The sequence below is a fragment of the Brevibacterium sp. NPDC056726 genome, from assembly GCF_042790515.1.
GTDB lineage: Bacteria > Actinomycetota > Actinomycetes > Actinomycetales > Brevibacteriaceae > Brevibacterium > Brevibacterium sanguinis.
The window spans coordinates 270,994-283,707 of the sequence record NZ_JBHTYZ010000005.1; the positions used below are offsets into that span (position 1 = coordinate 270,994).

Genomic DNA, 12,714 nt, shown 5'->3' on the forward strand with positions numbered 1-12,714 from the left:
GATGACGATGGCTCCGCGGACCCGGTCCGCAACGGCTGCCCCGACCGACCACGTCGCCGCGCCCGCCCACCCCGGTGGGCCAGGCCCCCACCCCGGAGGGCCGGCTGCCCAATTCAGCAGTTCGGTCTCCGACCTCAGCGCACCGCCCGCCGACCTCAGCGCACCGGGCGCGCTCGACCGGCTCATCGACGAGCGTCGCCCCGGCTGGTCCCTCGAGGCCCCGTTCTACACCAGCCCCGAGTTCTTCGCCCGCGACGTCGAAGCGATCTTCGCCTCGACGTGGATCTTCGTCGGCACCGTCGCCGAGGTGCCCGAACCCGGCGACTACGTGACGATCGACGTGGGCACGTACTCGGTCATCATCATCCGCGACGACGATGACGCGATCCGGGCCCACCACAATGTCTGCCGCCACCGCGGCACCCGGCTGCTCAACGACCTGTCCGGGTCGGTGGGCAACATCGTCTGCAGCTACCACCAGTGGACCTACACCCCCGGCGGCGAGCTCATCTCCGCCGGTGTGCAGGCACCGGGCTTCGACCCCGCGTGCTTCTCCCTGCGTCCGGTCAATGTCCGAATCATCGCGGGACTGATCTTCATCTGCCTCGGACCGCCCCCGGACGACATCGCCGAGGTCGCCGACGTCATCGCCCCCTACATCGCACCCCACGACATCGCCGGGGCGAAGGTCGCAGCCCAGGTCGACCTCATCGAGGACTCGAACTGGAAGCTCGTCATGGAGAACAACCGCGAGTGCTACCACTGCGAAGCCGGCCACCCGGAGCTCACCTGCACCTTCTTCCCCACCTACGGATACGCCGCCGACGAGATCCCGGCCCGGCTGCAACCCGCCTACCAGCGCTTCCTCGATGCCGAGCGCCGACTCCACGACAACTGCGACCGCAACGGCGTGCCTTACGCCCTCGTCGAAGACCTCAGCGGACGCCCCACCGGATTCCGCATCGAACGGGCAGCCCTCGACGGGAAGGGTGAGTCGTACACGATGGACGGATCGGCCGCCTCGGCGAAGCTGCTCGGCGACCTCGACACCTTCACCCTCGGACGCGCCTCCCTCCACATCCAGCCGAACATGTGGTTCCACGCGATGGGCGATCACATCGTCACCTTCAGCCTCGTCCCCCTCGCCGCGGATCGGACGCTCGTGCGCACGACGTGGCTCGTCGACGCCGAGGCGGTCGAGGGCGTCGACTACGACCTGGAGAACCTCACGACGGTGTGGATGAAGACGAACGAACAGGACGCGACGTTCTGCGAGCGCGGGCAGCTCGGGGTGTCGTCCCCGGCGTACCTGCCGGGACCCTACGCCCCCACCGAGGCGCACCTCGACGAGTTCTGCACGTGGTACATCGAGAGGCTCACGGCACACCGGGAGAGGATGGACGGGCGATGAGATACATCCGGTCACCGTTTCCCATCGAGGCAGGCCCGCGGCCAGGGGCGGCGGCGAGCAAGGCGACGTTCCGCGTGCCGGCGCGGGGTGCGGGTGCGGCGGTCCCCGCATCCTCGGCCGCCACGGCAGCCACAGCTGCCGTCGCAGTGAGCGGCGTGCTGACGGCAACGGTGCCGTCCGCGACGATGGCCGGTGAGGCCGAGGGGATCACCGGTCTCGCCGAATGCGTCGGGATCACCCGGGTCACCCACGACATCATCACGATCGAACTCCGCGCACCGTGGCTGGCCTCCGCAGACTTCGAACCCGGGCAGTACCTCACGGTGCGCGTGCCCGAGCTCGGTCTCGAGCGCTGCTACTCGATCTCCTCGGCGCCGTTCGGCACGAACACGTTCACCCTCACCGTCAAGCGCGTGCCCGGCGGTGCGGTCTCGACGCATCTCCACGACGTTCTCCGCATCGGCGACACCCTCCACGTCGACGGCCCCTACGGCCTCTTCAGCACCAGCTTCCACCCTGCTGACAAGCACCTCTTCGTCTGTGCGGGCTCGGGGACCACCCCGATCATGTCGATGATCCGCGCACTCCTGGCCAACCAGTTGCCGGATCCCGTCGACATCGTCCTCATCCACAGCGCCTCGACGCCTGAGGACATCGTCTTCCGGACCGAGCTCGACCAGCTCGCCACCGTCCCCGGAGTCCGCGTCGTCGCGCACTGCTCCCGGGACGCGGCCGAGGAGAGATGGACGGGCCCGCGCGGGCGGATCGGCCGGGAGATCCTCGCCGAGGCGGCCCCCGATGCCTGCGATCGCGAGACCTTCGTGTGCGGCCCGGCTCCGTACATGGACACCGTTCGCCCGCTTCTCGCCGCGGTGGGTGCCCGGAGAGTGCACGAGGAGTCGTTCGTCTTCGGCACCGCGCCCGCAGACCGGGTGGCCAGGCACCGGGCCGAGCAGTCGGTCGTCCCGGTGCCTGGCGCGACGTTCGCGATCGACTTCGCGTCGAACGGCACGCGGGTCGCCTGCGATGCCGCCACCACCGTCCTCGAGGCCGCTGCCGCCGCCGGCCTGCCCGTCCCTTCGTCGTGCGGAGCGGGAATGTGCGGGACGTGCAAGTCGACACTCGTCAGCGGCGAGGTCGACATGCGCCACTCCGGGGGGATCCGTCCGAAGGAGATCGCCGCCGGCAGGTTCCTGCCGTGCTGCTCGACGCCGCTCAGCGACCTCGTCATCGAGCGGTGATCAGCGCAGCACGAATCCCGGTACGAGATCGTCCCGCGGGTCGACCTCGAAGGTGCACGTCGCGACCCGGTGTGCGGTGCCCGTGACGAGCGGGACGACACTGTCGGCAGAGGCCCAGCCGTTTCCACTGTCCCCGAGACCGTCAGCGCCCCCAGTGCCCACTCTGTCCCCGTGGTCGTCACTGCCCTCGAGTTCGGCGAGGACCCTGGCCCGGAACCGCGTGCCGACGATCGATTCGTGGAGCAGCGTCTGCCCCGAGTCGAGTTCGCCCGTCGCGCTCAGCGCCGCGATGCGCGCGGCCGTGCCCGACCCGCAGGGCGAGCGGTCGACCTGACCGTCGGCGAAGACCGTGACATTGCGCTGCCAGACCTCACCATCGACGCTGGTGCCGAGCCGGTTGACGATGATCGTCCCGTAGACACCGCTGAGGCGGTCATCGCTCGGGTGCGCGGTGGCCGGATGCCCGGCGAGAGCGGCCTTGACCTCCCTCCCGAGGGCGATGAGCTCGCCGAGGCGGTCCGGCTCGACCGCGATCCCCAACGCGTCCCCGTCGACGAGTGCGTAGAGCGCCCCGCCCCATGCGAGATCGACGGCGGCCTCTCCCCGTGCTGTCGTCACCGGGAGGCCGGTGGCGACGAGGCGGCTCGGCACATTGACGAAGTCGACCGAGGTGACCCCGCCCGTCTCGTCCGTGTGCACCGCCGCCCGGACCCTGCCCGAGGGGACGTCGATGACGACCTCGGTGATCCCGGAATCGTCGGCCTGAATGAGTCCCGACTCGACCGCCCAGACGCCCAGAGCCATCGTGCCGTGCCCGCACGCGGTGGAGAATCCGTCCTTGTGCCAGAAGAGCACGCCGAAGTCGGCGCCGTCGTCTTCGGGTGGGACGAGGAAGCCGCCGTACATATCGGCGTGCCCGCGCGGTTCGAAGCAGAGGAGCTGCCGCAGCCCGTCGACCTCGGCCGAGCGGGTCGCGAATGCCCGCCGGTCGGCGACGGTGGTCCCGGGGATGTCGACCGGGGGCTCCGGGACGATCCGGAACGGCTCACCGGCCGTGTGATAGTCGACCGTCGTCACGGTGCCCATGTCGCGCGGCCCTCCCCGGTGGTCGTCCGTCCTGCTCATCGACCCACCCCCATCCCGACCCGCAGGCCCTCGAGCACGGCGGCATGGACGTTGCGGGAGGCGACCGCGTCACCGATCCGGTAGAGCGCGAACGAGCCGGTCGCCTCGGCGGATGGATCCGGCTGCGGCTGCCCGCGCACCCACGCATCGAGGTCGATCTCCCCGCGATTGGACGCCCGGTCGCGCAGCTCGAGGTAGATCTCATCGTTGGGCAGCGTCCCGTGATCGACGACGACGGCATCCGTCTCGATCTCCGTTTCGAGGTCCGAGTATTCGCTGGTGAGGACCGCTCGCACCCCGGTGCCGTGCGGCTGCGTCGTCGTCAGGCGCTCGCCGAGGCGGACCTCGACCCCGCATTCGGAGAACGTCCGCAGGTAGGCCGGGGAGTTCATCGACCCGACGTCGATGCCGATCGTCCGCTCCGGGCTGACATAGGTGACGTGCTGGCCGGCGCGGGCGAGCCGTTCGACGGCGTCGAGGGCCGGGTACGCCCCGTGGTCGTCGAAGACGATGACGCGCTGTCGACCGCGGAGGTGATCGTCCATGACGTCCCACACGTCGAACGCGGCGAGGTCACCGGAGTCGGGGATGCCGCCGGTCGCGACGATGACGACGTCGGGGGCGAGCGCCAGTACCGCCTCGGCGTCGGCATAGGTGTTGAGGCGCAGATCGACGCCGTGCTTGCGGCACTGCTCGACCCGCCAGTCGACGATCCCGATGAGGTCGCGACGACGCTCGGACCGGGCGGCGATGCGGACCTGACCGCCGGGCGCGGAATCGGCTTCGAGCAGGGTGACCCGATGCCCGCGGACCGCGGCGACGCGGGCGGCCTCGAGGCCGGCGGGACCGGCGCCGACGATGACGACGTGCTTCGCCTCGGCGACGGAATCCGCGGGCACCTCCTGCGGCAGATCCGCCTCGCGGCCGGTCGCGGGATTGTGGATGCACGTCGCCGATCCGGACGTGTAGATGCTGTCGAGGCACATGTTCGCGCCCACGCACGGGCGGATGTCGTCCTCGCGGTGCTCGGTGATCTTGGCGACGAGGTAGGGGTCGGCCAGCTGTGCCCGGGTCATCCCGACGAGGTCGAGGCAGCCGTCCTCGATCGCGTAGCGCGCGGTCGGGACGTCGGCAATGCGGGCGGCGTGGAGGACGGGGATGTCGATGGCCTTGCGGATCCGGCGGCACGTCTCGAGCCACGGTGCCGAGGGCGTGCCCATCCCGGGGATCGCCTCGGCGAGGACCCGATCGGAGGAGATCGTGCCGACGTTGAGATTGAGGAATCCGAGGCCGTGGGCGGCGTAGGTCTCGAGCACATCGGTCGCCCGGTCCTCGCGCATGCCGTCGTCGCGGAGTTCGTCGACGGCCATCCGGATGCCCACGAGGAAGCCCGCGGGCACGGCGGCGGTGACGGCGTCGATGACGCGCAGCGGGAAGCGCATGAGCGCGTCGAGGTCGCCGCCCCACTCGTCGCTGCGCTCGTTGAGCCAGGACGCGAGGAAGGAGTCGAGGAGGTGACCGGCGTGCATGATCTCGAGGCCGTCGAACCCGGCAGCGGCGACCCGGGCGGCCGCGGCCGCGAAGTCGGCGACGATGCGGTCCATGTCGAAGTCCTCGAGGGCCTTCGTGAACGACCGGTGCGCGGCCTCCCTGGTCCGTGACGGCGAGACGAGCGGCAGCCAGTCCCCGGCGAAGTTCGACGAGCGCATCCCCAGATGCGTCGCCTGGATCATCACCGCGGCACCCTCGGCGTGGCAGTCCTCGGCGATCGCGCGCAGCCAGGGGATCACCTCGTCGGTCGTCAGGTCGATGTTGCCGAACGCGGCCGGCGAGTCCTTCGACACGATCGCGGACCCGCCGATCATCGTCAGCCCGACACCGCCGCGCGCCTTCTCCCGGTGGTAGAGGCGGTAGCGGTCCGTCGGCATGCCGTTCTCGGTGTAGGCGGGCTCGTGCGAGGTCGAGACGATGCGGTTGCGCAGGGTGAGTCCGCCGAGGTCGTACGGCTGGAGCAGCGGGTCGTCCATTCCTCCTCCATCGCAGGAACGGGTTCCGGAGCCGGAGCGGGGTTACCGGGCTGGAACGGATTGTCGGGCTGGTATGGGTTGTCGGGGTCGTGGTTCGCGGTGCTGGAGCGGATTGCGGTGCGGGACTGGTTGCGGTGCCGGTACGGCTTGTCGGGCCGGTACTGATTGTCAGGTAATCGATTACCGACTACCTGTCTTCCATCGTGGATTCTCCGGGCTATGCTGTCAATAGTTCTGGCAGGGGAGGTCGAGAGTTCCGGCAGGGGGAGATGGCATGGACCGAGCGAAGCAGCCCTCGCTGCGCGAGCATGCGCTCTCGATCATCCGCGACGCGATCGCCACGGGTGAGCTCGCCGAGGATCGGATCTATTCGGCCGCCGGGCTCGCGAAGCAGCTCGGCATCTCGCTCAGTCCGGTGCGTGAGGCGATGATGGCGCTCGTCACCGAAGGCACCGTCGAGGCGGTGCCCAACCGCGGCTTCCGCCTCGTCCCGATCACCGAGGCCGACCTCGAGGAGATCATCCGCATCCGCGTCCTCCTCGCCGTGCCGGCGGTGCGGCAGCTGTGCGATCGGCTCGCCGAGGCGGGGCCCGGGTCTGCTGTGGGCGCTGGCGAATTGGATGACGACGTCCCCACGGGGACGGGCGGTGCGGGGTCGGCTGCCGGTGCTGGCGGTTCTGCGGCCGTCGACCTCGAGGGCGCCGACAGGAGAAGCGGTGGCGGTGCGGGTGACACCGTTCCCACGGGGATGAGAGACGGAGTCCCCACGGGGACGGGCGATGCGATCCGCGACGAGCTGCGCCGACTGCGCACCCATGCCGAGGCGACGGTGGCCGCGGCCGTTGCCGGCGACCTCGTCGCGTTCTATACCCATGACCGCCGGTTCCACGAGTCGCTCCTCGCGTTCGGCCTCGGACGCCGTGCCGCGGAGATCAGCCTGCGGCTGCGCGACCAGTCCCGGATCGGCCATCTCTCGACCGTCGACGCAGGACCCAGTGATGCGGAAACCGGCAGCGCGGAATCCAGCGGTGCGGGTGGCGGAGCCGAAGCCCAAGCGACTTCGGGAGCGGGATCCACCGGTGCAGGGGCTAAAGCCGACGCCGCGGCGGACAGTACGAGCGCCTCGGTGACCGGATCCGGCAGCTCACGGTCTGTCGGGAACGTCGCGGTCACCTCGGCGAAGGAGCTCATCGACATCGTCGACCTCATCGAAGCGAACCGGCCCGACGCGGTCGCCGACCTCGTCACCCGCAACCTCTACTTCTTCAGACGCACCGAGGCCTCCGTCTCGGATGCCTCGGAGTGAACGGCACCGCTGGACCTCTCAGCAGACGACATCGCCCCTCCCGCGCTCACTGCGCGGAAGGGGCGATGCTCGATGCCGGTTCGTCGTGACTGGTCAGGGCGGCGAAGTCGGTTCAGACGCAGCCGCGTCGCCTCAGGTCAGATCACTTGCTCGGACTGTGTCACTTCCCGGCGCCGATCGGCATGGTCTCGGGGTCGATGTCGGGATTCTCGTCCTGACCCTTGGCGAGCTCGACGGCCTCTTCATGCGAGGACACCGTCGGGAACGACCCGAGCAGCGGCCGGTGCGCGGATTCGCGCATGAAGAACACGGCGACGAGCGCGATGACCGAGAAGAACATGATGTAGAAGGCCGGCATGTACGAGTTCCCGGTGAGGTCGATGAGTGCCTGGCTGAACAGCGGCGTCGTGCCGCCGAACAGCGAGACGCCGAGGTTGAACGTCAGGCCCATCGCGCCGTAGCGCGACGCCGTCGGGAACAGCGCCGGCAGGGTCGAGGCGAGGCACGCGATGTAGAACGCCGCGGGCAGCGCGACCATGAACAGTGCGATCGTCACCGCCCACATCTCGCCGATCTGCATGACGGCGAAGGCGGGAACGATGAGGACGATCGTCATGCCTGCGGCCAGCCCGAAGACGAACCGGCGGCCGAGCTTGTCGGAGAGCCGACCGATGAGCGGCAGGCAGATCGACATGATGACGAGCACCGGGATGGTGACGACGGCGGCCTGGATGTTCGAGACCTTGACCGTCTCCTCGAGGTAGGTCGGCATGAAGCTCGTCAGCGCGTAGCCCACCGTCTGCGAACCCGCGACGATGGCGATGCCGATGAGGATCTCCTTCCAGAAGTGGCGGATGACGCCGATGAGGCCGTGGCGGGCGAACGGGTCGTCCGCGCTCTTCGTCACCAGGCCCTCCTCCTGGGCGGCCTCGAAGCCGGGAGTCTCCGGGATCTTCAAGCGGAACCAGATGGCGACGACGCCGAGCGGGATGGCGACGAGGAACGGGATCCTCCAACCGCCGTCGACCATCGCGGTCTCGCCCCAGATGCTCGTGGTCACCACGCTCGTGATGGCCACCGTGCCGGCACCGGCGGCGAAGCCGAGGTAGGAGCCGACGTCGAGCCAGGCGGCCCAGTAGCCGCGGGACTTGTCGGGGGCGAACTCGGAGACGTAGGTGGTGGCACCGGCGTACTCGCCGCCGGTGGAGAAGCCCTGGATCATCTTGAGGATGTAGAGGGGGATGATCACCCACAGGCCGACCTGTGCGGCTGTGGGCAGCACGCCGATGAGTGCGGTGGCCGTCGCCATCGTCGCCATGGTGAAGAAGAGGACCTTCTGGCGCCCGATCTTGTCACCGAGCGGTCCGAGCACCATGCCGCCGAGCGGGCGGACGAGGAAGGACACGGCGAATCCGAGCAGCGTGACGAGCAGTCCCATCTGCGGATCCATGCCCTCGGTGAAGACGGCGGTCATCGTCACGGCGAGGTAGCCGTAGACGCCGAAGTCGAACCATTCCATGAAGTTGCCGACGGTCGTGCCGCCGATCGCGGTGCGGATGGACTTCGGCTCGACGACGATGCAGTCGTCGGCTTCCAAGCGCTTCTTCTTCGTCGACCGCCGCTTGATGCGGAAGGGCTTTCTGCTCTCCGCGCTCGGTTCGGTGTGGCCGGATGTCATTGCTGATTCCTCACGTTGACTGAGATGAAAACGCCGCGGCAGCGGCCGGCGGCGTCAAGGCAATGGAGTTCATCTTTGCGCTGGGCGCAAGCACTGTCAACAGCAATTGTGAACCAGATCACGCACAGCACCGGCCGCCCGATGCGGATTTCGCACCCGCGCTTCGGTGCTCTCATGCGGCAAGCGGCGCTGTGGCGCCGCGGAGATCGCCGTGATCCTATTCACGTGCGAATCGTGACGGGGGTCACATCGCGAAACGGATGATTCCGTCAGGGAATCCTGCCGCGGTTCCGGCTCCCGAAGAGTGGGAAGGCTCTTCCGCCGAGGTGGTCGCGCGGTCGACGACGACGGCGCGCACTCAGGGACTCCCGCCCCGGCGTGCGCGCCGTCAATGTGGTGGATGCTGTCGGCGTCAGACCTCGTGAATCTGTGGTTGCCGTCAGTTCTCGTGAGTGTGCGAGGGAACGACGACCCGGAAGTTCGCGAGCTCGGGGTCGACGCTGCCGCGCACGTGTCCCGAAGGGCTGGCTGCGACCGCCTGCAGGAAGTCGATCGTCTCCTGGGTGATCTCCTCGCCGGGCAGGACGTTGGGAATGCCGGGAGGATACGCGGCCAGCGAGCTCACGCTGATCCGGCCGGCCGCCTCGGCGGCGGAGACGACCTCGGACTCAGCGAAGAACGCGTCGCGCGGAAGCATGACGAGGTCGCCTGCCGTCGGCAGCGGCGGGATCTCGACCGGAGCGTCGTCGGCGGACGCGGGTGCCGCACCCTGCTCGATCGTCCCGACGACCTCAGCGTCCGCCTCGGCGAGGACGTCTGCCTCGGCGTTCTCCAGGCGCAGCTGCTCGAGGGCGTCGAGGAGACGGCTGATGTCCGGGGACTTGCCGAGTCCGATGAGCGCGACGAGGGTCGTGGCCGTGGCCATCTCGGCGAAGATCCCGAAGTCCTCGGCCAGGCGCTTGCGGACGGTGTGCCCGTCGAAGCCGGTCGCGGTGATGTCGATGGGCAGGCGGAACGGGTCGATGTCGACGACGTCCGGGGAGCTGAGGAAGTCGGCCGAGAGCAGCCGGTAGTGCCCCGACCCCTCGATCTGGGCGCGGGCGTGCCGGATGTTCGTGAGCGACTCCGCGATCGCGTCCTGGGAGTTGACGAGATCGCGGCGGGCGATGTCGATCGAGGCCATGAGGTGCGCGTTCTCGCTCGTCGAGGCCGTCATCATGAACGCGCGGGCGAGTGCCGGTTCGAGGCGGTCGGCGAACTCGGTGTCGCCGAGGTGGAGGAGCGCGGACTGCGTGAACGAGCCGGCGAGCTTGTGGGTGCTCATGATGACGACGTCGGCGCCGAGCGTGACCGGGGAGGCAGGAAGGTCGGGGTGGAAGCCGAAGTGCGCACCCCAGGCCGCGTCGACGATGAGGATCGCGCCGGCCTCGTGGGCCACCTCGGCGAGGGCTGCGACGTCCGCGACCGCACCGAAGTAGCTCGGGGTGACGAGGTAGACGGCCGTGACCGTCTCCGGGTGGCTGCGGATCGCGTGGCGCAGCGAATCGGGGGTGACGCCGTGGGCGATGCCGTTGACCTCATCGACGTTGGGCGAGACGAAGCGCGGATTGATTCCGGCGAGGACGATGCCGTCGATGAAGCTCGAATGGGCGCTGCGCTGCGTGACGACGCCCGAGCCGAGGGTGCCGATGGCCAGCGCCGCCATCCGGTTGCCCTGTGAGGAGCCGTTGGTGAGGAACCACGTGCGGCGGGCTCCCCATGCCTCGGCGGCGAGCTCGAGGGCCTCGTCCTTCGGGGTGTCGACGCCGAGGTCGATGCCATCGAAGAGCGGCGGGATGTCGAGGGCGAGCACGTTCTCGCCGAAGAAGTCGGCCTGACCTGCGGAGATGCCGTCACCGTTGCCGCCGTGACCGGGAGTCTGGAGAAGCAGGGGATTGCGGGCGGCGGCCTTCGCGAGAGCGTCGGCGTACGGGGCGTGAGTGCGCGCGCGACCATCCTCGTGGGGGGTCGCGGGCACGGCGGAGTCCTGGTGCACGGTCATGCCTTCAGGGTAGGGAATGAGGGCCTTGGGGAGAATAGCAAGTTTCCTCGCCTACTCTATAGACAGTATTGAACTCATCGAGGGAGAGCTATGGAAGTTCTGGACACTCGCGGGCTCGTCGCGCTCCGCGCCGTCGCCGATGCCGGATCGGTCGCGGCAGCGGCGACGCGGCTCGACTGGAGCCAGCCGACCGTCAACCATCACCTCGCGAATCTCGAACGCACGCTCGGGGCGACCCTCATCGAGCGCACCCCCCGCGGTTCGCATCCGACGACCGTCGGCAGCCTCGTCGTCACTCGGGCGGTGGAGATCCTCGGTCTCGCCGACCGCCTCGTCGACGAGGTGGCGCTGTGGCGGGATTCGCAGGCGGTGCCGGTGAAGATCGGGGCCGTGCCCACGGTCGGCGCGCGTGTCATCCCGCTGCTTCACCACGAGCTGCAGAAGCGGCCGCGGTGGCTGGTCGCCGATGATGCGTCGGCCACGGTGCTCGGGGCTGCGCTCGACGTCACGATGGACGAGCATGCGAAGCTCGTCTCCCGGCTCGAGGCCGGCGACCTCGACCTCGCGCTCCTCGTCTCCACCGACGTCGACAAGGTGTGGATCCCGCCGAGCCTCACGGCGAAGAAGCTCTACTCCGAGCAGCTCTTCCTCTGCGTGCCCAAGGCCGTGGGACCGGTGCCGATCGATCCGCACGGGCTGCCCGACTTCGCGGCGCTCGTCACGCAGTCGTGGGCGTTCAGCATCGACCCCGGTGACGCCATCGACGAGGTGATCCGAGCGTTCTGCCTGGCCGCGGGCTTCGAACCCCGGGTGGGGATGCGGATGGACGACTACGCGGCGATCAACAGGATGATCGCCGCGGGCCTGGCGATCGCGATGATCCCCGAGTCGTCACTGCCCACCGACCCCGAGATCGAGGTCGTGCCGATGCCCCTGTCGGCCGCCCGCCGGGACGTCCTCCTCGTCTCCCGGGCACCGCAGCTCGGCCCGCGGCAGAAGTCCGCGCGGCACGATCCGATCGTCGCCGCCCATTCGGCTGCCGTCGCCGAGGTGGTCGCCGACGTCCGCACCGTCACCGCGGTCTGGCGGTAGGCAGGCAGGCTGTGTGGAGTGCAGCCTGCGGTCTCCAGCGCTGCCCGGTCGGACCGCCTCGGCGAGGTGGATCTCAGTGCGGCTGCCAGGCGTCTTCGATCGCGACTCTGTCCGTGATCTCCGGGGGCAGGGTCTTGACCGCGAGGTCGGCCATCGTCACCTTCTCGAGGACATCGCGCAGGGCGAAGCGGGCGGCGACCCACACCTGTTGGAGGCATTCGGCGGCGTCGTCGTATTCGACGGCCTCGGGCCGCTGGCCGTAGATGGAGACGAGAGGGCCGTCGACGGCGCGGATGACATCGGCGGCGGTCACCTCGGCGGCTGGGCGGGAGAACCGCCACCCTCCGGACTTCCCGCGGACGGAGACGAGGATCCCCGCGCGACGCAGGTCGGCGAGGATCGACTGGAGGAAGCCTTTGGGTATGTCCTGCCGGCGTCCGAGCTCGTCGGCGCTGATGGGATCGCCGTCAACAGCGCCCGCGATCTCGATGAGCGCGCGCAGGGCGTAGTCGGATTTCGTCGTGACCCGCATCCCGATATGCTACCGCGCACCGCGGTTCGGTAGCACCCCGTCGTGCCGTCTGAGGGTGTGGAGAATGACGGGCGCAGTGCGCTGGTGTCGGGCTGTTTCAGGTTGGCGCGGACACTGCAGCCTCGCGGGTCGTGCTGACCCGCGAGGCTGTCCGTGACCCGTGGCTGGCTGGCCCGTGCCTGGCTGGCCCGTGCCTGGCTAGTCCGAGGCTGGTTGGCCCGTGCCTGGCTAGTCCGAGGCTGGTTGGCCCGTGCCTGGCTG

At 69.3% G+C, this 12,714-nt stretch carries 9 protein-coding genes; 4 read left to right on the plus strand and 5 right to left on the minus strand.

Annotated features, from left to right (window positions below):
• Nucleotide 1 precedes the first annotated feature (1 nt).
• Both ACFQ91_RS12440 and ACFQ91_RS12445 read left to right on the plus strand, forming a co-directional pair.
• Nucleotides 2-1,411, plus strand: a complete 1,410-nt coding sequence (locus tag ACFQ91_RS12440) for an SRPBCC family protein (protein ID WP_232623766.1) — start codon at nucleotides 2-4, stop codon at nucleotides 1,409-1,411.
• Nucleotides 1,408-2,652: a hybrid-cluster NAD(P)-dependent oxidoreductase gene (locus ACFQ91_RS12445; RefSeq protein WP_232623765.1), complete on the plus strand. Its 1,245-nt coding sequence runs from the start codon at nucleotides 1,408-1,410 to the stop codon at nucleotides 2,650-2,652. Before ACFQ91_RS12440 ends, ACFQ91_RS12445 begins: the two co-directional genes overlap by 4 nt.
• On the opposite strand, the gene ACFQ91_RS12450 is transcribed toward ACFQ91_RS12445, so the two are convergent.
• Together ACFQ91_RS12450 and ACFQ91_RS12455 are read right to left on the minus strand one after the other, a co-directional pair.
• Nucleotides 2,653-3,777: a proline racemase family protein gene (locus ACFQ91_RS12450; protein WP_232623764.1), complete on the minus strand. Its 1,125-nt coding sequence runs from the start codon at nucleotides 3,775-3,777 to the stop codon at nucleotides 2,653-2,655.
• Entirely contained in the window at nucleotides 3,774-5,804 is a 2,031-nt protein-coding gene (locus ACFQ91_RS12455) for an FAD-dependent oxidoreductase (protein ID WP_198500016.1), read from the minus strand. The genes ACFQ91_RS12450 and ACFQ91_RS12455 overlap by 4 nt, the downstream gene beginning before the upstream one ends.
• Before the next feature lie 274 nt (nucleotides 5,805-6,078).
• On the opposite strand from ACFQ91_RS12455, the gene ACFQ91_RS12460 reads away from it, so the two are divergent.
• On the plus strand, nucleotides 6,079-7,110 hold the full coding sequence (locus ACFQ91_RS12460) for a GntR family transcriptional regulator (RefSeq protein WP_232623763.1): 1,032 nt from the start codon (nucleotides 6,079-6,081) through the stop codon (nucleotides 7,108-7,110).
• A 160-nt stretch (nucleotides 7,111-7,270) separates the two neighbouring features.
• Here the strand turns inward: ACFQ91_RS12460 and ACFQ91_RS12465 are convergent, their stop codons facing one another.
• Nucleotides 7,271-8,788, minus strand: coding sequence for an MFS transporter (locus tag ACFQ91_RS12465; RefSeq protein ID WP_232623762.1), 1,518 nt, complete (start codon nucleotides 8,786-8,788; stop codon nucleotides 7,271-7,273).
• A gap of 439 nt (nucleotides 8,789-9,227) precedes the next feature.
• Entirely contained in the window at nucleotides 9,228-10,829 is a 1,602-nt protein-coding gene (locus ACFQ91_RS12470) for an aminotransferase class I/II-fold pyridoxal phosphate-dependent enzyme (protein WP_198500015.1), read from the minus strand.
• Nucleotides 10,830-10,919: 90 nt separating this feature from the next.
• Between ACFQ91_RS12470 and ACFQ91_RS12475 the strand changes: the two genes are divergently transcribed.
• Nucleotides 10,920-11,921 carry a LysR family transcriptional regulator gene (locus tag ACFQ91_RS12475; RefSeq protein ID WP_198500014.1) on the plus strand — a complete coding sequence of 334 codons (1,002 nt, stop codon included), beginning with the start codon at nucleotides 10,920-10,922 and terminating at the stop codon, nucleotides 11,919-11,921.
• 73 nt (nucleotides 11,922-11,994) lie between these two features.
• On the opposite strand, the gene ACFQ91_RS12480 is transcribed toward ACFQ91_RS12475, so the two are convergent.
• Nucleotides 11,995-12,453, minus strand: coding sequence for an Rrf2 family transcriptional regulator (locus ACFQ91_RS12480; protein ID WP_137826875.1), 459 nt, complete (start codon nucleotides 12,451-12,453; stop codon nucleotides 11,995-11,997).
• Nucleotides 12,454-12,714 lie beyond the last annotated feature (261 nt).

Excerpts from the sequence above, each read along its gene's own strand:
- ACFQ91_RS12455 (WP_198500016.1), bottom strand. The coding sequence starts at position 5,804 with ATGGACGACCCGCTGCTCCAGCCGTACGACCTCGGCGGACTCACCCTG.
- ACFQ91_RS12440 (WP_232623766.1), top strand. The coding sequence starts at position 2 with ATGACGATGGCTCCGCGGACCCGGTCCGCAACGGCTGCCCCGACCGAC.
- ACFQ91_RS12460 (WP_232623763.1), top strand. The coding sequence starts at position 6,079 with ATGGACCGAGCGAAGCAGCCCTCGCTGCGCGAGCATGCGCTCTCGATC.
- ACFQ91_RS12465 (WP_232623762.1), bottom strand. The coding sequence starts at position 8,788 with ATGACATCCGGCCACACCGAACCGAGCGCGGAGAGCAGAAAGCCCTTC.
- ACFQ91_RS12480 (WP_137826875.1), bottom strand. The coding sequence starts at position 12,453 with ATGCGGGTCACGACGAAATCCGACTACGCCCTGCGCGCGCTCATCGAG.
- ACFQ91_RS12470 (WP_198500015.1), bottom strand. The coding sequence starts at position 10,829 with ATGACCGTGCACCAGGACTCCGCCGTGCCCGCGACCCCCCACGAGGAT.
- ACFQ91_RS12450 (WP_232623764.1), bottom strand. The coding sequence starts at position 3,777 with ATGAGCAGGACGGACGACCACCGGGGAGGGCCGCGCGACATGGGCACC.
- ACFQ91_RS12475 (WP_198500014.1), top strand. The coding sequence starts at position 10,920 with ATGGAAGTTCTGGACACTCGCGGGCTCGTCGCGCTCCGCGCCGTCGCC.
- ACFQ91_RS12445 (WP_232623765.1), top strand. The coding sequence starts at position 1,408 with ATGAGATACATCCGGTCACCGTTTCCCATCGAGGCAGGCCCGCGGCCA.